Origin of the sequence: Denitrovibrio acetiphilus DSM 12809 (assembly GCF_000025725.1) — a bacterium.
GTDB classification, from domain to species: domain Bacteria; phylum Chrysiogenota; class Deferribacteres; order Deferribacterales; family Geovibrionaceae; genus Denitrovibrio; species Denitrovibrio acetiphilus.
On sequence record NC_013943.1, the window covers coordinates 3,164,030 to 3,183,430 of the forward strand.

Annotated in this window: 20 protein-coding genes; 13 read left to right on the top strand and 7 right to left on the bottom strand. The window is 44.6% G+C overall.

Translation table 11 applies throughout. The features are described from left to right. Nucleotides 1-43: 43 nt before the first annotated feature. Entirely contained in the window at nucleotides 44-1,501 is a 1,458-nt protein-coding gene (lnt, locus tag DACET_RS14960; protein WP_013012199.1) for an apolipoprotein N-acyltransferase, read from the bottom strand. A 38-nt stretch (nucleotides 1,502-1,539) separates the two neighbouring features. Beyond that, the gene (locus DACET_RS14965; protein ID WP_083772437.1) at nucleotides 1,540-1,911 is read right to left on the bottom strand and encodes a FeoA family protein; all 372 of its coding nucleotides are present in this window, start codon (nucleotides 1,909-1,911) and stop codon (nucleotides 1,540-1,542) included. Between the two features lie 234 nt (nucleotides 1,912-2,145). Here DACET_RS14965 and DACET_RS14970 point away from each other — a divergent pair, with 234 nt between their 5' ends. Continuing rightward, nucleotides 2,146-2,589: a Fur family transcriptional regulator gene (locus tag DACET_RS14970; protein WP_013012201.1), complete on the top strand. Its 444-nt coding sequence runs from the start codon at nucleotides 2,146-2,148 to the stop codon at nucleotides 2,587-2,589. Here the strand turns inward: DACET_RS14970 and DACET_RS15845 are convergent. The 4 genes from DACET_RS15845 to DACET_RS14990 all read right to left on the bottom strand — a co-directional run bounded on the left by DACET_RS15845 (nucleotide 2,586) and on the right by DACET_RS14990 (nucleotide 5,976). After that, nucleotides 2,586-3,881 (bottom strand): divergent polysaccharide deacetylase family protein, encoded by a 1,296-nt coding sequence (locus DACET_RS15845; RefSeq protein WP_013012202.1) that lies wholly within the window; start codon nucleotides 3,879-3,881, stop codon nucleotides 2,586-2,588. The two genes, DACET_RS14970 and DACET_RS15845, sit on opposite strands and share 4 nt — an antisense overlap. A gap of 1 nt (nucleotide 3,882) precedes the next feature. Further along, nucleotides 3,883-4,245, bottom strand: coding sequence for a DsrE family protein (locus DACET_RS14980; RefSeq protein ID WP_013012203.1), 363 nt, complete (start codon nucleotides 4,243-4,245; stop codon nucleotides 3,883-3,885). 88 nt (nucleotides 4,246-4,333) lie between these two features. Further along, nucleotides 4,334-5,101, bottom strand: coding sequence for a lysophospholipid acyltransferase family protein (locus DACET_RS14985; protein WP_083772438.1), 768 nt, complete (start codon nucleotides 5,099-5,101; stop codon nucleotides 4,334-4,336). Further along, nucleotides 5,098-5,976 carry a GNAT family N-acetyltransferase gene (locus DACET_RS14990; protein WP_013012205.1) on the bottom strand — a complete coding sequence of 293 codons (879 nt, stop codon included), beginning with the start codon at nucleotides 5,974-5,976 and terminating at the stop codon, nucleotides 5,098-5,100. The genes DACET_RS14985 and DACET_RS14990 overlap by 4 nt, the downstream gene beginning before the upstream one ends. 221 nt (nucleotides 5,977-6,197) lie before the next feature. Here DACET_RS14990 and DACET_RS14995 point away from each other — a divergent pair, with 221 nt between their 5' ends. The 12 genes from DACET_RS14995 (at nucleotide 6,198) to DACET_RS15050 (ending at nucleotide 18,174) form a co-directional block, all read left to right on the top strand. Next, nucleotides 6,198-8,591, top strand: a complete 2,394-nt coding sequence (locus DACET_RS14995; protein ID WP_013012206.1) for a glycosyltransferase — start codon at nucleotides 6,198-6,200, stop codon at nucleotides 8,589-8,591. 4 nt (nucleotides 8,592-8,595) lie between these two features. Continuing rightward, complete coding sequence (locus DACET_RS15000; RefSeq protein WP_013012207.1) at nucleotides 8,596-9,915, top strand: radical SAM protein; 1,320 nt, start codon at nucleotides 8,596-8,598, stop codon at nucleotides 9,913-9,915. Between the two features lie 80 nt (nucleotides 9,916-9,995). Then, nucleotides 9,996-10,763 (top strand): metal ABC transporter ATP-binding protein, encoded by a 768-nt coding sequence (locus DACET_RS15005; protein WP_013012208.1) that lies wholly within the window; start codon nucleotides 9,996-9,998, stop codon nucleotides 10,761-10,763. Next, entirely contained in the window at nucleotides 10,763-11,572 is an 810-nt protein-coding gene (locus DACET_RS15010) for a metal ABC transporter permease (RefSeq protein ID WP_013012209.1), read from the top strand. Before DACET_RS15005 ends, DACET_RS15010 begins: the two co-directional genes overlap by 1 nt. Nucleotides 11,573-11,633: 61 nt before the next feature. Next, complete coding sequence (locus DACET_RS15015) at nucleotides 11,634-12,398, top strand: ParA family protein (RefSeq protein WP_013012210.1); 765 nt, start codon at nucleotides 11,634-11,636, stop codon at nucleotides 12,396-12,398. Continuing rightward, on the top strand, nucleotides 12,395-13,237 hold the full coding sequence (locus tag DACET_RS15020) for a ParB/RepB/Spo0J family partition protein (RefSeq protein ID WP_013012211.1): 843 nt from the start codon (nucleotides 12,395-12,397) through the stop codon (nucleotides 13,235-13,237). The genes DACET_RS15015 and DACET_RS15020 overlap by 4 nt, the downstream gene beginning before the upstream one ends. Beyond that, a complete protein-coding gene (locus DACET_RS15025) occupies nucleotides 13,238-13,612 on the top strand; it encodes a bactofilin family protein (protein WP_013012212.1) in 375 nt (124 codons plus the stop codon). A 7-nt stretch (nucleotides 13,613-13,619) separates the two neighbouring features. Continuing rightward, the gene (tpiA, locus tag DACET_RS15030) at nucleotides 13,620-14,381 is read left to right on the top strand and encodes a triose-phosphate isomerase (RefSeq protein WP_013012213.1); all 762 of its coding nucleotides are present in this window, start codon (nucleotides 13,620-13,622) and stop codon (nucleotides 14,379-14,381) included. 13 nt (nucleotides 14,382-14,394) lie between these two features. Further along, nucleotides 14,395-14,718, top strand: a complete 324-nt coding sequence (gene secG, locus DACET_RS15035; RefSeq protein ID WP_013012214.1) for a preprotein translocase subunit SecG — start codon at nucleotides 14,395-14,397, stop codon at nucleotides 14,716-14,718. Beyond that, a complete protein-coding gene (locus DACET_RS15040) occupies nucleotides 14,715-16,373 on the top strand; it encodes a peptide-binding protein (protein WP_013012215.1) in 1,659 nt (552 codons plus the stop codon). The genes secG and DACET_RS15040 overlap by 4 nt, the downstream gene beginning before the upstream one ends. 3 nt (nucleotides 16,374-16,376) lie before the next feature. Beyond that, on the top strand, nucleotides 16,377-17,357 hold the full coding sequence (locus tag DACET_RS15045) for an ABC transporter permease (RefSeq protein ID WP_013012216.1): 981 nt from the start codon (nucleotides 16,377-16,379) through the stop codon (nucleotides 17,355-17,357). Further along, complete coding sequence (locus tag DACET_RS15050; protein WP_013012217.1) at nucleotides 17,344-18,174, top strand: ABC transporter permease; 831 nt, start codon at nucleotides 17,344-17,346, stop codon at nucleotides 18,172-18,174. The genes DACET_RS15045 and DACET_RS15050 overlap by 14 nt, the downstream gene beginning before the upstream one ends. A gap of 2 nt (nucleotides 18,175-18,176) precedes the next feature. On the opposite strand, the gene DACET_RS15055 is transcribed toward DACET_RS15050, so the two are convergent. Then, nucleotides 18,177-19,364, bottom strand: a complete 1,188-nt coding sequence (locus DACET_RS15055) for an HDOD domain-containing protein (RefSeq protein WP_013012218.1) — start codon at nucleotides 19,362-19,364, stop codon at nucleotides 18,177-18,179. Between the last annotated feature and the right edge of the window lie 37 nt (nucleotides 19,365-19,401).

Genomic DNA, 19,401 nt, shown 5'->3' on the forward strand with positions numbered 1-19,401 from the left:
ACTTAAATATATGCAAATCCAGAATTATTCAATAAGAATTTCTTTAAGGATTTTTACGTCTGCTAAAATACCATGCAGCAAAGAGAAAAACAGCCAGCCAGCCGTATCCTCCGGTTGCAAAAAGTGTTAAGCCTTTATGAGTTGTGACATTACAGTCAAGGCTGTTTTTTACTCCGAGAGGGATCATCCCGTTTATTTTTCCGGAAGGGTCAATACATGCGGAAATTCCTGATTGAGCCGCTCTGAGAAGAGGCTTGCGAAATTCCACAGCACGCATAACATCAGCCGCAAGGTGCTGATATGGTCCGGTAGTATCTCCGAACCAGCTGTCATTAGTGACCACTGTTATAATATCCGCACCCAGCATCACCTGGTCACGCACCAGATGGCTGTACATGCTTTCGTAGCATATCATAGGAGCCGCTGTGAATTTGTCAGCAACAAAGACAGTCGGCTCACTGCCGGGAGTGAAATCTTCCGCTCCCTGAAAAAAGTAAAAGTCAATTGGCTTGAAAAGTGTTTTCAGAGGAAAATACTCCCCGAAAGGTACAAGGTGAAGTTTGTCGTATACGCTCACATTGTTTTTATCGAAGAAGAACACGCTGTTTTTGTATGAGCGTTTTTCATCCTTTTCTGTGAATCTCATACCGCCTGCTATTACAGGGGTTTGCTCCCCTGCTATGTCGAGCATCTGATATCCTGCGAAGCTTTCGTTGAGGAAAGCAGGATAAACAGTTTCCGGCAGTAAGATCATGTCAAGCTTTTCCGTCTGCGGCTGCCTCAGCAGACCGTTTACGACAGCCATATGATCATATTTCTTTTCGGGGATCCACTTTTCCGCCTGAGAGTATGCGGGCTGTATAACCCTGACTTTCAGGTTGCTGCCTGCATAATCTCTATTTTGCACAGTATATCCATATATAAGTGAAGCCAAAGTAAAGATTATGGCAAATATTACAGATTGCCTGTTTTTATCTGTTACTGCTGATGCAAGTGATACATTCATATAGGAAATTATTAATGATACACCGAAAGCTCCGGTTATTTCTGCAATTTGTATGGCGGGGAGGAAAGAGTATTGGGTATGTGAAAGGTTAAGCATGGGAAAGCCGGTAAAGATCGTTGACTTTGCCACTTCCAGCGCAACGATTACACAGGCAAGCAGGAGGTTAGCCCCCCGTTTTTTTATGTACAGCCAACCAAAAACACCCCAGAACAGCCCCAGCAGTGCAGAAAAAAGCACTGCAACAACCCAGCCCACAAGAAGTGGGGCATTGCCGAATTCCGACACTGCATTGACAACCCAGTGTATGTTCATAATGAAATACGCTGTGCCGAACAGCCACGCAGTAAGAAAGCCTCTTTTAGAATACGTTATAGCCAGAAGCATAGGGATCAGAGCAAAGTATGCTACATACCAGATATCATGACCGGGTGATGCTGCCGTTAGAAGTACAGATGATAATAGTGCGCCAATGCACACGATAAAAATATTTTTCATACAGGGATAATATTATAAGGCGGGAAGATAGTAAAGGCTTATGGGCGGCACTTAATGCCGAACCTTCTGCAGAATTTTCCAAATACATTACCGGACATTACAGAACCGTTAAGAACTTCAACATTGATCTTGTCTGCCATACCTCTGCCGAGGGCGAGAGTTGTCCCCTCACATGACACAGAAAGCTGACCTGTACCGTCATTTTTCAGAACTTCAAAGCGTGCTCCGTGAAAGAGACCTATCTCTTTAAGACGGCGTACAAAACGGCATGACTCGTGGTCTTCGCAGTTCATGACAAAATTTTTGACAATACCCCTGCTGCCTGGTTCGAGCATTGAGAGAGGCATTACGTTTTCTTTAACTGCAGCAGGCGCTTCACAGCATATATTGTGCATATGTTTACCATCCATTTAAGCTAGTATATGCTTATTGATAAACAGTATCAATATCAAAAGTGACTTTTTTCTAAAAAAAATGAACATAGCCGGGGTCAGATTGTATATAACTGGTAATGTTGCTCATATTTCTTGAAGTGTTTTTGATATATATGTATACTATAATATGGTGACAAAATTATTCTGGAAAAACGAAAAGTTAAAAGCTATTATCAACCAGCCTTTACAGTTCGTTTCGGGAGCATTAACGTGAAAGAGAAAGATACACAAAAAATATTTACCGAATATCTTGCCAAGCAGAACCTGCGTATGACATCACAAAGAGAACTTATTCTCAAAACATTGTGCAGGCAAAAAAAACATGTCACAGCGGAACAGCTTTATGAGCAGCTGAAGAAAACCGATAAAAGCATCGGGCACGCCACTGTGTATCGTACTCTGAAACTGCTTACAGAAGCGGGCATTGCGAGAGAACTGAATTTTGGTGAAGGCTCAATTCGTTACGAACCAGATACTGATAATACCCACCATGATCATCTGGTGTGCGTTCAGTGTGGTGAAAATGTGGAATTTTTTGATGAAGATATAGAAAAGCTTCAGCAGGCTGTTGCAGAAAAATATGGTTATGAGCTTATGGACCACTCCATGAATCTCTACGGAACCTGTTCTAAATGCAGGGGTAAAGCTGATTAGTTCATCAGGCTGGTAACCGGAACTATCTCCACTCCCATCTCTTCTATCTGCCTGAAACTGTTTTCCAGAACAGATATCGTATCCTTTCTGAGGTGACCTATTGCGATGGCGCTTCCGTTTGCCAAAGCTTTTTTGGCTGCCTGCATCAGCACATCATGCACATGATTCCTTTTAGCCGACTTTGTAACCAGACCCGGCTCTTCATTATCAAGGAAAATATCATTTCTTCCGCATTTCAGGGTTGTTTCTTTACACACGTCATATGCGACAGTCGCCCGTGATGTATGACTGTCCAGAAACCCAGGAGTATACTTACTGATCTCTTTCAGCGCCTGTTCCATCTTTTCCCTGCTCTCTGTAAAGGCTGACCCTGTGTGATTGTTTGCGCCATCCAGTTTTATCGGAAAGTAGTCAAAGTTTGCCTTTGTGACGGCAGCGATGACTGTCTCCGGCATGTTAAGGAACAACGCTCCTTTGCCCGGATCAAACTTAGGGTATGAGCGGGGCTGCATAGGGAAGTGCAGAAATACGGGCTTGCCTGCTTTTCGGGCGAGGAGAGCAGTCTCTTTCCCATAGGGGGTAAACGGGATTACAGCAAAAGTCGCCGGATATTGCAGAGCCGCTAGCTGTTTAGCCAGTGACATGCTGTATCCGCAGTCGTCTATTACAACAGCGAGCTTTGCTTTGAATGTCTTTTTAGCAGGAGGGATCACCGGCTCAGGTTTTGAAGGTGCTGCGGGTTTTCGTTTCTGTACGGTCGTTACAGGTCTAGGGTAGCTGAAAGATATATTATAAATCCCGTGGCTGTCCTCTGCTGTGAGAATGTTTTTACCATCCACTGTTATCTTGTTTTTACTTAGATATTTCTTAAGATATTCTGTCAGTTTTTCCGCTGATCTTGAAGAGGGTGCTTCAATTTTGATATCGTTTCCGGAGACAGTAAGTTTGTCATTTTTAATGGAGTGCTCAAACATGAAGAGCTTTACTGTGTCCATGACTGTCTTTGTCTCAACTTCTTTTACTACAGTACGTGTGACCGTTTCTTTCTGAACTATCGGTTTTGGAGCAGGGGGGGGGGGCCCGCCGGAGAATCTGAGTACGATAAAAGCCGCCAGCAGGAGCAAGGGGATCAGCGCCAGCAGAGTGGTAAGGGGGAGCTTTCTGTCGGGCTGTTTCCTTTTATAATTTCTGCGTGTATTTTTTTTGGCTGCCGGTTTTCTGGCAGTTGTTTTCTTTGCCGCAGGTTTTCTTGATGTTGTTTTTCTTGTTGAATTAGTTTTTCTAGGGGGCATTTTACCAGGATATCATTTTTGTATTTTCAGCCATAAGGTACTTAAAGGTGATAGCGGGGTCTGCCTGTTCGCACCCTGCAATGATGTCTGTAGGCTGAATCTGGAAAATTTTCAGGCAGTCTTTGCCGGCATAAATCTGTCCGCCGTCTTTAAGGAACTCCCTTATAGCGTCTAATGAGTTTGTTTCTGTCCCCGGGATCGTGAATCCGCCTGAAGACCTCTGGACAACCTTTACGCCCTGAGCTGAGAGATATATGACAGATTGTTCGGCATGATCAAGTGATCTCTTGGCAAACCTTATAGCCTTGCCTGCTTTGTATGGGTCGTCGGAGCTAAGGTGGACAACAATAGTTTGGTCTGTCATGATTTGTTCTCCTGAGTCGTTTCTATCATTGTATACAATAGGCGGGTTTAAAAAAAGTCTTTTATGCTTTGAAGTTTCTCAAAATGACCTAGGCGGCGCTGAAATATTCCTGTGAGATGAGCTGGTGGGCTACCTGTGTGATCTGTTTCCGGTCTGATTTTGATGAATCCATCGGAGCAAAGAAAGTTATTTTGGTTTTGACTTCGGTTACTTTGAGAAAATTCCAGAGGTGAGGGGCAAAGCTCATGTCTCCGTACCAGCACACTTTGTCGCAGTTTTCTGATGAAAATGGAAAACTGTCAATTTCGTCGTAGCGTATACATGCGGGGACCACGTCAACTTTTGCTGCTGATGCCGCAGCGAGAAGTGAAGAGCGGAAGGGGAGTATCTGCGAACCGTCCGTTGATGTCCCCTCAGGGAAGAGAACAACATTAAAACCCTCTTTAACAAGTTCAGCCATATTGCCGACTTCCAGCTTCACCAGCTTTGGGTTTCTGCGTTCTACAAAGAATGTGCCGCCAAGTTTGGCGAGGAAACCGAGAAATGGCGTCTGCTGTATTTCCACAGAAGAAACAAAGACGGAAGGTCTGATCGAAGCGTATATTATTATATCAAGATAAGACATGTGGTTTGAGATGATGATTCTGCCTGCCGGTTCTAGAAATTCATCTCCAAGCGAGGTGATATTTATGCCGAAAACCTTTAACCCGAGCCTGCTCATTTTGGTAACAAACCACGCCCCTACCCGCCTTTTATTCACATCAGAGACAGCGTAAAAGCGCAGTATAAGTGCACCGGCTATAAAGACCATAAAAAGGAAAACAGTTGATGTCAGCTTGATAAATCTCAGCATCATTCACCTATGAATTTTCTTATAAACCCCTTGTCCATCTTTTCCCTGTCTATCAGAGTCAGGTAGTCGTAGCATCTGAAAGCTTTGTCCTGGGCAGGGATACCGCATACTGTTCCGCCTGCTTTCAGATAAGAGAGAAGGAGAGGGGGGACAAGATTGACAGCCGCTTCACGAAAAGGGGCAAACCGGTCTTCGGATGTTTTTTCAAGAACTGATGTCAGTCTGTTGTCGGCGAATTTTCTTTTGGGCTGGATCTGACTGTGGTCTTTGTCCATGTGAGGCTTAAGCCAGTGGTGTATGAGCGCAACCTGAAAAGTATCTTCTGCATGTATTGAGGAACACCCGAACATATATCTGGAGTCTGTCGCCTTCATGTATGCTCCTAGCCCCTTCCACAGTGCTGATATTGTAGCTCCGTTGCGAAATTCCGGATGCACGCATGCTCTGCCGAGCTCAATCTTATGCCCTGTGAGTTCCTTGATACTCTTCATCTTGAATTCTTTGCCGGAGTAAAATTTGTCATTAAATCTGGTGCAGTTGAGTCTGTATGTCCCGACAGGTTTACCTGTTTTTTTATCTATTATAGCAAGGTGATCAAATAATATATCAAACTTGTCGACATCTATTCCAGCAACTCCGTCATCAGTAATTTCACCCACATATTCGCTGTAGAAAACCTCGTAGCGGAGTTTGAGTACATCCATGAGCTCGGCACCGTTTTCAACTGTCTTGATGATATAACGGCTGTTTTCAACAAAAATATTGATATGGGGACGATACGTTCTGATTCTGAAACGATATGTTTTTGAAATATTGCTGAGAGCTTTTGCCGCTCTTTTAACCTTTTTCGGAACCAGTTTCTTTCTGACTGCTGCCATATTTACCTCGTAATAAATGTTCCTTTATAAAATATAAGGGGCGGATGTCAGGCAACAGTCGGGATTTTGTTAAATAAATTTCAGATAAACATGAGACAGAAGGGTTATATGACAATAGTTTGACAGTTTTAAGAAGTAACGATAACAAGGCGGTCTTATAGATAGAGGAGATAAAAAATATTATGAACAAGTGAAACAAACAAAACAAGCGAGGTAGCAAGATGGCTCAAGCAGACATGCACTGCCACTCAAAGTTTTCCAAACATCCATCGGAATGGTTCCTTCAGAGGATAGGGGCTGCGGAGTCCTATACGGAGCCGGACTTTATATACAACACAGCCAAAAGCAGAGGAATGGATTTCGTCACTATCACTGATCATAATAATATGGAAGCTTCATGGTATCTCACACAGAAATATCCTCATGACACATTTACAGGGACAGAGTTTACCGTATACTTCCCGGAGGATGGGTGCAAAGTACATATCCTGTGCTACGGACACACGCCGGAGCAGTTTGCAGAGCTTCAAAGGCTGAGACGTAACATTTATGATTTCCGTGACTATATAAAGGCAAACGGACTTGCCCACTCAGTGGCACACGCAACATTCAGCGTAAACGGAAGACTTCAGATCCATCATCTTGAAAAACTTATGCTGCTGTTTGACGTTTTTGAAGGGATAAACGGGGGACGTGGCAAACTGCACAATACAACATGGGTGCGCACACTGGAAAACCTCACTCCGCTCACACTGGAAAATTTATACAGCAGATACCGAATCGAGCCGTTCAGTGATAATCCATGGGTAAAAGGCTTTACGGCGGGCTCAGACGACCATGCCGGGCTTTTCCTCGGTAAAACTTATACTCTCACCCGAGCGGACAGCCCGCAGGAATATCTTGAGCGGATAAAGAATAAAGAGTGCCGGCACGCAGGGCGTTATTCCGATTTTCACTCCCTCGCATTCACTGTTTATAAGATAGCCTATGATTTTTCCCGCACGAAGAAGAGTGTCCATTTTGCCGGAGGACTTTTCAGCAAGATAACAAAATATATATTTGAACAGGAAAAACCGGGGCTGATCGAGCGAATAAAGATGAAAGGGTTCAAAATGAAGAGCAGCAGCCGCGGGAATAAGATAAATATGATGCTGGCTGATCTGATTGACGAGATGAGTTCGGAAACATTTGACCATATAGAGCACAAGCTGAACCTTGTCTATCGTAAGTCATCAGACATAGCAGACGAGTATTTCCGTATGATGGCATCGAATCTGGCTAAAGATATAGATAGTATCAGCATGGACGATCTTTATCGCAGTGTAACTACCGCCCTGCCGGGGATGTTCGTTTCCATACCGTTTTTCAGCTCGTTTAATCAGATTTATAAAGACAGGGCACTCCTTAACGAACTGGATGATAAGTACAGCTATTCGTCCAGACCGAGGCGGAAACGCATTCTGTGGTTTACCGATACGATAAATGACCTTAACGGAGTGTCTGTGACTCTCCGCACAATAGGGAAGCTGGCGGAAAGCAAAGGGTACGACCTTAAGCTTGTTTCGTCCCTTCTGCCGGAAGAGCTTGACCACAGAGTCCCTCCAAACCTGATGAACCTTAAGCCTGTCACTTCGTTCAAGCTTCCTTATTATGAAAAGCTGTCTGTGAAAATACCGTCAGTTATCGCTGCACTGGAAGATATATATGACTTTGAGCCGGATGAGGTCTACATCTCTACCCCGGGGCCTGTCGGGCTTGTGGGGCTTCTTGCCAGCAGACTGCTCTCTGTCAAGAGCACAGGTATATACCATACAGACTTTACCGGAGAGGTTAAAGAGATCGCAGGCAACGACTCCCTGACTAACCTTGTGGAATGGTATACGAGGTGGTTTTTCGATTCTGTTACAGAGCTCAAAACTACATCTGAGCAGTATATCAGCTATCTTGAGAACAGAGGCATCAGCAGAAGTAAAATGAGTGTGTTCCGCAGGGGGATAGACGCAGAACTTTTCAGGCCGGTTGCCGGAAAAGACGGGAGAGCTTTTACTTTATGCTATGGCGGGCGTGTTTCGAGGGACAAGAATTTTGACTTCCTTATGCGGCTTTTTGATGAGATGGAGCAGAAACATGACATTAATCTCATCATTGCAGGGCACGGTCCTTACAGCGAAGTTGTTGAGGAGTGGGCAAAAGACCGCAGCAATATAGATGTTCGCGGCGAGCTTGATCACAGCAGAATGCCTGATGTTTATGGTGAGTCGGATATGTTCATCTTCCCCAGCAACACGGATACTTTCGGTATGGTTGTGCTTGAGTCGCAGGCCTGTGGTCTCCCTGCGATAGTGTCTAACATGGGCGGACCGAAAGAGATCATAAGAGACAAGGTCACAGGCTTTGTGGCTAAGGCGGATGATTTTCAGGACTGGTCTGAAAAGCTGGAATACATGATAAACCTGTACAATACGGACAGAGAGACCTTCGCCGGATTTAAAAACAATGCCCGTGAGCGTGTGCTTGCCAACTTTAACTGGGATATAGTGCTTGAGGATCTTTTTACAGAAAGGGCAGATCCCGAAGATACCGAACTGCCCGTCAGCCCGAAAATGGCGGTGTGATTATATGGGACTGGCATTTATCAAAGAAGCCGTGGTGAACCTTCCTTCTGTCATGCGGGGGCGGACACCTGGCCAGCTTATCATACAGACTACTGATTTCTGCAATGCAACCTGTCCGCAGTGCGGGATGCGTAAGCAGGAGGATTTTAAAAGGACAAGGCTTGATGTTGATGGGATGAAGCGCATGATCGACAGAGCCTCAAAGAACGGTGTCAAGGCGCTTTCGTTCACCGGAGGGGAGCCGTTTCTTTTTCAGGATGATCTTTTTGCATGTATAAAATATGGACACAGAAAGGGTATCCCTTATATACGCACAGGCACAAACGGATTTATATTTCGAAACAGCGGCAAACCAGGCTTTGTGGATAAAATGCGTAAATTCGCAAAAGAGCTGAAAAAGAGCGGTCTTTATACATTCTGGATAAGCCTCGATACGTGGGACATTATGGAACATGAGAAGAATAGAGGGCTGGATGGTGTTATCGACGGTATCCGTACGGCGTTGCTTGTTTTTCGTGAAGAGGGGGTATATCCATCTGCAAATCTGGGGATCAACAGAACTATTGTGAAAGGTAAGATGAGCGTTACGTCCCACAGCTCCGATACAGAAAAAAAAGCATTTTATGATGCTTATGTCGAAGGTTTCCGGCGTTTTTATGAGTTTGCGATCGGGCTTGGTTTCACTATTGCAAACGCCTGTTATCCTATGAGTATGCAGGGGGACGCAGTTTATAAGGCGGAATCAGTTGACGATATTGTGAGTTATAATGACACAGAGAAGCACTACCTTTTCAAAGCGATGTATGACACCCTCCCCGAATACCGGGGGCGCATCCGTATCTTTACCCCCAGAAGCTCGCTTATTATGCTGGTGAGGCACTACGGTGGTGAGAAAGATGCCGGATTCGCCTGTTACGGCGGTATAGATTACTTTTTTGTGGAGAGCTCCACCGGACACGCCTTCCCCTGCGGTTTCCGTGCGGCGTGCGATATGGGGGCGTATGAAGACCTTGATAGCAGAAAGATTAAACACAAGCCTGAATGCAGGCTTTGTGACTGGGAATGTTTTCGTGACCCTTCTAATCAGACAGGACCGCTGGCAGAGTTCTTTCGCAATCCATTCAGAGTTATCCGTATGTTCCTTGGTGACAGGGAGTTTATGAAAGAGTGGTGGAAAGACCTTTTATACTATTTTGCGTGCGGAATGTTCAATTTTACCCATGAAGCAGACTATGGCAAGATGCTGTATTTTCAGAAGAAAAATCATGCCGGCAAAAAAAAAGTCATTTCAGGTGAGCCTTCAGCGGCGGTGTCCGGACATTAACTGCTGATGAAATTTGATGTTGTGTGCATTATTGAAGTGCAGTAAAGTAGCACATATTGATTTCAGCAGGAGACAGCACTTTGTTCAGCGAAGAAAAGATTGTAACAGTTGAAAACCTCAATTTTTCTTACGGACAGGTAAATGTCCTCAGGGACGTTAATCTGTCCATACACAGGAGAGAATTTCTTGCTGTGATAGGTCCTAACGGCGGGGGGAAGAGCACCCTTGTTAAAATACTTCTGGGTATACTTAAACCTGACAGCGGCAATGTCTCAGTTTTCGGTAAGAAACCGGGGCACAGCAGAAACATAGGCTATGTCCCGCAGGATGTTTCAGCCGGGCGGGGATTTCCTGTTACTGTTCGTGAGGTGGCAATGATGGGGCGTGCCCTCGCTAAGAAAGGTACGTCGAAATCCGAGGACAGGGCGATAGTTGACAGGATTCTTGATGATATGTCTTTGCTGTCTGCTGCGGAGAAGCGTATGGATGATCTTTCAGGCGGTCAGCGTCAGCGTGCATTGATGGCGAGAGCCCTTGCCATAGAGCCTGAGATAATCTTTCTGGATGAGCCTGCGTCTAATGTTGATATGAAAGGGCAGACAAAAATATTTGATCTGCTTGGCGAACTGAATAAAAATATGACAGTTGTGGTAATCAGCCACGATCTTACAATAATCCCTAAATACGCAACATCCGTGGCATGTGTGAGCGGCAGTGTGCATAAGCACGATGAGGCAGAGCTTACAGAAGACATGATATACGAGTCTTATGGCGCCGTGGAAGGCTGTCCTGTGGAGCTTGTGGCGCATGGTCACCCGCACAGGGTGCTTAAGGAGCATAAGCACTGATGATGGATATACTCTCATACGGATTTATGCAGAATGCGGTTATGGCGAGTGTTCTCGCCTCTGTGGCTTGTGGCGTAATCGGATCCCTTGTTGTTGTTAACAGAATAGTATTTATTTCCGGCGGTATAGCACACACAGCATACGGCGGGATAGGACTGGCATTTTTTCTGGGGATATCACCTCTGCTGGGTGCCGGAATATTTGCTGTTGCCTCCGCTGTGGTTATGGCTTTGATAACTATGCATGCCAAGCATCGTGCGGATACTGTCATCGGTGCTATGTGGGCATTTGGTATGGCAGTGGGGATAATACTGCTTGATTTAACCCCTGGGTATAATGTTGATCTTATGAGTTATCTCTTCGGCAGTATTTTATCTGTTCCGAAGGCGGATCTTTTATATATGGCTGTTCTCGACTGTGTTATATTAGTCTATGTTATCAGTTTTTACAGGCAGATACATGCGGTGAGCTTTGACAGTGAGTTTGCCTCCAGTATGGGGGTGCGGTCGGAGCTGATATATATTTCAATGCTGATCATGTCTGCTCTGGCTGTTGTGCTGCTTATACGTGTGGTGGGGCTGATACTTATTATTTCTATGCTGACAATTCCCCCTTATATGGCAGAGCGGCGTTCGTCCTCGCTTAAGGGGATGATGGTTTACTCCACAGTGTATTCGCTGATATTCTCTCTGGCAGGACTTCTGCTTTCATACACGTTTAACCTTACATCCGGCGCAAGTATTATATCTGTTTCCGCTGTATGTTTTTTCGCAAGTGTGCTGTATGATAAAATTAAAACTTATAAATAAATGAAGGCTTTAATAAACCTTTATTGATTTTTAGCTATTTATTTATTAATCTGAGGACTCTATGGGAAAAATAATAGCAATAGCGAACCAGAAGGGTGGTGTAGGCAAAACCACAACGGCTATCAATCTAAGCTCTGCACTCGGATTTGCCGATGCAAAAGTGCTGGTTGTGGATATGGATCCACAGGGGAACGCCACAAGCGGGCTTGGTGTTGTGCTTTCCGATGAAAGTGCGTCTATTTATGATGTACTTATAGGACGTGCCGAGACTAAATCTACCATACGCCCTACGAAGATCGAAAATCTTGACATTATACCCGGTAATATTAATCTGTCCGCAGCCGAGGTTGAGCTTGTCACCGAGATGTCCCGTGAGACCAAACTTAAGAAGGCTCTTGCCTGTGTCAGGGACGAATATAATTTTATAATGATAGACTGTCCGCCTTCGCTCGGGCTACTTACTATAAACTCTTTGACCGCCGCCGACTCCGTTTTGATTCCGCTCCAGTGCGAATATTACGCTATGGAGGGGCTCGGGCAGCTCCTGAATACCATTCGCCTTATCAGAGAAAGTCTGAACGAGGATCTCGAGCTGGAGGGGATACTCCTCACTATGTTTGATCCGCGTAACAACCTCTCGAAAGAGGTTCAGAAACAGGTTGAGGAATATCTGCACGACAGTATTTTTAATACAATAATTCCCCGAAATGTCCGTTTGAGCGAAGCTCCCAGCTTTGGTCAGTCCATCATAGAATATGATATTAAATCCAAAGGCGCTGCGAGCTATATTGAGCTTGCAAAAGAGATGCTTGCGAGGCTTCCATGAAAAAAAATCCATTGGGTAAAGGGCTGGAAAGTCTTATCCCTAAAGCAGAATCTACTCGTACAATTATAAACGAGATAGATATTGCAGATATTAAACCGAACCCTGAGCAGCCCAGAAAGGTCTTTGATGAAGAGGCTCTTTCTGAACTAACGGATTCCATAAGAAGGAATGGGGTGATACAGCCTCTTGTCCTTGCTGCGGGTGAGGAAGAGGGCGAATACATTATTATCGCCGGTGAAAGACGATGGCGTGCCGCAGGGCTTGCAGGACTTCGCAGGGTTCCTGCTGTAGTTCGTGTCCTAACCCACGAGACAGAGAAGCTTGAGCTTGCACTGATAGAAAATATTCAGCGTGAGGATCTGGGGCCTCTGGAGCTTGCCAGAGCATATAAGAATCTGATGGATACACATGATTACCGTCAGGAAGATGTGGCTGATGTTGTGGGGAAAAGCCGCTCTGCTGTTGCGAACACTATAAGGCTGCTGGGACTGCCTGAAAAAGTTATCATGGCTCTCGAAGAGGGGCTGATAAGCGAAGGGCACGCAAGGGCTCTTATCGGACTGGACGAAAAGAAGGCGGTTGAAATTCTTTTTAAAATAATAGACAATAGCCTCTCTGTCCGTGATGTCGAAAAGCTCGTTTCAAAAAAAGAACGTGAGCAGATCATGCATAAGGAAGAGGACGAGAATATCTTCGTTATGAGTCTGAAAGCAGAGATGGAAGAGTTTTTCCGTACAAAAATAGAGATTAAACCCGGTAAAAAGGGCGGTACGATAAATATCAGATACTCCAGCGATGACGATCTGGACAGAATCATAAAAACAATCAGAGGGGAATAGATGAAGGGTAAAGATAACAACAGCATAGACGCTTTCCTCGGGAAGAATACCAGCTTTAACGGTACTCTTATTTTTGATGGGCTTGTCAGAATAGATGGGAACTTCGAAGGGAATATAAAAACACCAGACACCCTTGTTATTGCCGGTTCAGGTAATGTTAAGGCAGAGATTGAAGCAGGAGATGTGAAGATTTCCGGCAGATTCGATGGTGTCATCAGTGCAAAAGAAAAGGTCGAGCTTTATAAGCCTGCCTATGTTACAGGGACAATCAATACTCCGATTTTCAAAGTGGAAGAAGGTGTTGTTTTTAACGGTAACTGCTCCATGGGCGGTAACAGTGCGAAGACAATTGTAACAGGCAAAGAAGAGGAGTGATACTGATATGAGAAAGCCATACATCTACGGCAACTGGAAGATGAATCTGGATATGCATGGATCCAGCGATCTTATAAGTTCTATATTGTCAGTTAAAATAGATTATACAAAAGTAGATGTTGGTGTTGCGCCTGACTTCAGTTCTCTGTATAAAGTGAGCCAGACCATCAAACAGATGGGATATCCTATTTCGGTCGCTGCGCAGAATATTTCCGCAGAAGAAAAGGGTGCGTTTACAGGAGATGTAAGTGCTGCTATGGTGTTTGCCGCTGGAGCAGATAGTACGATACTCGGGCACTCTGAGAGGCGGATGATATTTGCAGAGGGGGACGAGCTTATTAACCAAAAAGTTAAAACAGCTCTTCGCAATAACCTTGATGTTATCCTCTGTGTAGGCGAAACACTTGATGAACGGGAGAGCGGCGTTGCTGCGGATCGCGTTGTCTATCAGGTGGGAATGGGGCTTAAGGATATTGGCATGGACAGAATAAACCGTGTTACCCTCGCCTATGAACCGGTCTGGGCTATCGGTACTGGTAAGACCGCAACCCCTGCTGATGCCGAAGATATCCACGGGAAAATCCGTACGCAGCTTTCTAAGATGTACGGGCCTGTTGTCGCTGAAAAGATCAGAATACTATACGGAGGCAGCGTGAAACCGGATAATGTTTCGGCTCTCATGATGCGCGAAAATATAGATGGCGCCCTTGTTGGCGGAGCCAGCCTTGATGCAACTTCATTTGCAAAGCTGGTAAATTTTAACGGATAAACGGAGATTTTGAATGTATACGATAATTCTTGCACTGCACCTTTTTGTGTGCTTCCTTCTCATTCTGGCAGTTCTTTTACAGGCTGGTAAAGGGTCATCCCTTGGTGCTGCTTTCGGCGGCGGACAGGGGGATGTTTTCGGACCGGGAGCACCTGTCAATATTATGAACAGGATCACAACTGTGGTTGCAATACTTTTCATGGTGACCTCACTGCTCCTTGCGGTACTTTCTACACAGAAAACGACTAATAGCGTTGTTGATCAGTTTAATGTCCCTGCACAGCAGACAGTACCTGCACCAGTTGAAATACCTGCTGCGCCTGCGGAGTCAAAGTGATAAATAGACTTCTCATTTTCATGCTTATGTTTGCTGTCGTTGCTTGTGGCAACAATGCAGACAAAGGAGCGGAAGGTGCCAAGGCTGATTCAAAAATAAAATCAGAAAAGGTGTCTGGCGACAATCCTGTCAACGGAGACGCCTTTATTTCGTCCAGCCTCGGTGACGCCACCGGGCTGATATATAACATTACATCAGATTCCGCTTCCCATGATATCGCATCTAAGATATACAACGGGCTTGTGGAATATGACAAAGACATTAATATCGTAGGGGATCTTGCTGAAAGCTGGGATATAACAGACGAAGGCAAAACGATAGTCTTTCATCTGCGGAAAGATGTACGCTGGCATGATGGCGAGCCTTTCACTGCGGACGATGTCGAGTTTACCTATAAGTTTATGATAGATGATAAGACACCGACATCATACGATGCGGATTTCCGTCTGGTCAAAAGCTTTGAGGTATTAGACAAGTATACTGTCAGAATTGAGTACGGCGAAGCTTATGCTCCTGCTCTGATAAGCTGGAGTATGCCGGTTCTTCCGAAGCATCTGCTCGAAGGTGTTGATGTTACAAAGTCCCCCCTTCTCAGAGAACCTGTCGGAACAGGTCCATATAAGTTTAAAGAGTGGAAAGCCGGAGAATCCATTACGCTTGAAGCTAATGAAGACTATTTCAAAGGACGCCCTTACCTTGACCGTTTTGTTATGCGTGTTATCCCTGACAGCGCCACAACGTTTCTGGAACTTTTAGACGGTGCAATAGACATGACAGGTCTTACACCTCTTCAATGGACCAGGCAGACCGATGCTAATAAACAATTTACAGAACAATACGATAAGTATGATTATCTGAGTTTCGGGTATACATATGTTGCGTATAATGAACTGAAAAAACCTTTTGATGATAAGCGAGTGCGGCAGGCTCTGACTTATGCCACACCAAAAGCGGATATTATTAAAGGTATTCTCTTTGATCTGGGTATCCCTGCCCACGGCCCCTACAAGCCCGGTACTATCTGGTACAATGATAATGTTAAAAAATATGACTATAACCCTGAAAAAGCACTGGAACTGTTAGCCGAAGCTGGTTACACAGACAGCGACAGTGACGGTTTTCTGGATAAAGATGGTAAAAGATTTGAGTTCGAACTGATAACAAATCAGGGTAACTCTGTCCGCACTAAAATATGCGAAACCCTTCAGCAGAGCTGGGAAAAAATAGGGATAAAGGTTAGCATCAGAGTTCTCGAGTGGGCAACATTTATCAATGAATATGTTGATAAACAGAAGTTTGACGCACTTGTTCTCGGATGGAATATAACAAATGACCCCGACCTCTACGATGTCTGGTATTCGGGCAACTGCGGGGCGCGTAAACTGAATTTCATCTGCTATAAAAATGAAGAGCTGGACAGGCTTCTTATCGAAGGGCGCAAAGTCTTCGACCCTGAAAAGCGTAAAGAGTATTACCATAAAGCGCAGGAGATACTTGCAGAAGATCAGCCGTATACTTTTCTTTATGTACCGTATTCTCTTGTAGCAATTTCCAAACGCTTTGAGAACGTATATACAGCACCTGCCGGACTGACACATAATCAGGACAAATGGTGGGTGAAAAAGGGAAATCAGAAATATCATTTTGAAAGGTAAGCTATGCTTGCTTTTATACTGAGAAGAATTGCGGGAATGATACCACTGCTGATAGGTATCACAATTATATGTTTTGCTGTGATACATCTGGCACCGGGAGATCCGGCGCAATTCCTTTCGTCCATGAACCCAAAATTTTCTGAATCAGCCTATGAGAAATTTGAAAAGATGTACGGACTGGACAAGCCTCTGCCAGTGAGATATCTAGACTGGGTTAAGCGTGTTGCTGTACTTGATTTCGGCGAGTCTTTTGCCCCTGACGGCAGGTCGGTAATGGATAAGGTAGGCGAACGGATGCCAGTTACTATCTATCTAAACATTGCAGGGCTGGTTCTCATCTTTATCGTGGCTCTCCCGCTGGGAGTGCTTTCTGCGTACTGGCATAACACATTCTTTGATAAGTCTGTAACTGTCTTTGTATTTGCAGGGTTTGCCGTGCCAACATTCTGGCTGGCTCTCATCTGTATGTACTACTTTGGCGTAGTAAAAGGATGGCTTCCTATATCCGGACTGAAATCATATAACTATGAGCAATTTTCGACGATGGGAAAGGTATGGGATGTCCTTCATCATGCTTTTCTTCCTGTTGTTTTATCTGTTTTCGGCGGTCTTGCAGGGCTTTCCCGTTTCGCACGCAACTCTATGATGGAGGTGCTTGGCGAGGAATATATTATTAGTGCACGCGCCAGAGGCATTACAGAAGGTAAAGTTATCTTCAAACACGCACTAAAAAATGCCATGCTGCCGGTTGTTACTATACTGGGGCTTTCAATACCAGGACTTATAGGCGGAAGTGTTATATTCGAATCTATCTTCAGTATTCCAGGCATGGGGCAACTGTTTTATCAGTCTGTTATGTCCAGAGACTATCCTGTTGTTATGGGGGTTCTGGTGCTTGGTGCAGTATTGACCCTTATAGGCAATCTTGTCGCAGACATAAGCTACGGCATGGTAGACCCGAGGATCAGATATGGTAAGAAGTAAAATTTTTAGTAAGGTTAACGGAAATATCCTATTTTATTCAGGTATGGTTATAGTCGTTATCTTCTTTCTGGTGGCGATATTTGCACCTTACATCGCAACATACGACCCTACTCACATAGACTTTGACTCAGTTTTTCTGCCCCCCTCAGCAGAGCACTACTTCGGGACAGATGACTTGGGGCGTGATGTCTATAGCCGTGTGGTTTACGGGAGCCGTATATCTTTGTTCGTCGGCTTTGTAGCTGTAGGGATATCCCTTGCTATCGGTGTTTTGCTTGGTCTGGTTGCAGGGTACTTTGGCGGTTTTGCTGATGCAATTATCATGCGGTTCGTTGATATAATGCTCTGTTTTCCGGCTTTTTTTCTGATTCTTGCTGTTATCGCTTTTCTGAGCCCATCCATGTTTAACGTTATGGCCATCATAGGTCTGACTGGCTGGATGGGTGTTACGAGGCTTGTTCGTGCTGAGGTGCTAAGTGTTAAGACAAGGGATTACATCGTCTCAGCCCGTGTGCAGGGGCTTCCTGTATGGCTGATAATGAGCAAGCACATCCTGCCGAACGTCATAACTCCAATATTTGTCACTGCAACTCTGGGTGTTGCCGGTGCAATTCTCACAGAATCATCACTGAGTTTTCTTGGGCTTGGCGTTCAGCCGCCAACACCTTCATGGGGTAATATACTCACCGCCGGTAAAGATAATATCATGTTTGCATGGTGGCTTTCATTTTTCCCCGGTATTGCGATATTTATAACTGTATTGGGTTATAACCTGCTTGGAGAAGGTCTTCGGGACATTCTTGACCCGAAACACTAAGTCTACAGCGGCGGCAGTATAGTTAGTATGTCGCTAGGTTCCATATCTATATGCAGACATCTTGCAAGTGCATCTTCTAATGAAAGGTTATACCCGGCTCTTATGTCGGAAATGGTATTTGCGAGGAACAGAGCCTCAATGCAGGGGCGCATTTCGTCTGTTGCCAGCTCAGGCTCATGATGATAAAGAGCTGCTTCGACAGAGTATTGATTAAAGTTCCAACAGCTAAGAAAGTAGGCTCCGATCTCAGAATGCTTAAGGGATATATTTCCTGTCTCCAGCTCGCAGGTGTAGTAGTCTGTGTTGGGGTTATCATTGCGGTATTCAGTGATGCTGTTAAACTCCATAGGGAAAAATACAAGCTGAACAAGTTTTCCGATGTCATGAATAATGCCTATAGAGCTGTTTAGTGTGGTAATATGGCATGTGCCTGATTTTTTCGCTATTGCATGCATGTAGTAATTTGTTTCAATCGAGTGCCGTACAATGGATTCAAGCTCTCTGTTCTGAGCGGAGTTCAGCTGAAGATTAGCAGAAAGCGAGTGCAGCAGTACGATGTCTTTAACGGGATTCATTCCCATATATATAATTGCTTTTTCGATAGATGTTCCGCAAAAACTTCCGAAAAAAGCAGAGTTTGCCACCTGAAGAACTTTGGCAGTAAGGGTTATGTCTTTTGCTATTATTGTTGCGATGTCCGGCAGTGGCTTTTCATCATTAATTGCCTCCATGAGCTCTTCATATACAGACATATCAATAGGAAACTCGTTTGACCCAGGAAGTATCTCTAGTATTTTCTGATTAGTCATGTCTGCACGAATTCTCGCAATATCTAAAAGTTTCTTTTTTAGAAGCTCTGGCTTTGTAGAATCGTCAATGTAGGCGCAGGCTGTCCCTTTAATGATTGATTTGATAATTATTTCTTCATTTGCCTGATGTCCGAAAATAATACGCGTGTTTTGTTTACTGCGCTCCAGAATAGCTTGCAGAAAAGATATTCCGCTGGATTCCTCCAGATCAAACTCCGTAATTATGATATCTATCGACTGCTTTTCGAGAATGTCGAAAGCGTGCTGTTCGTTGCTGCATATATAAGTATCAAAGGGTAAGGACGCTACTGTGTCCTTCAGCATCTGACAGGATGCATTCTTCCGGCACATCAGGATAACGGATGGAATGTTTTGGTTCATACTCTACCTTCCCTCTCATTAAATATAATGAGTGGGT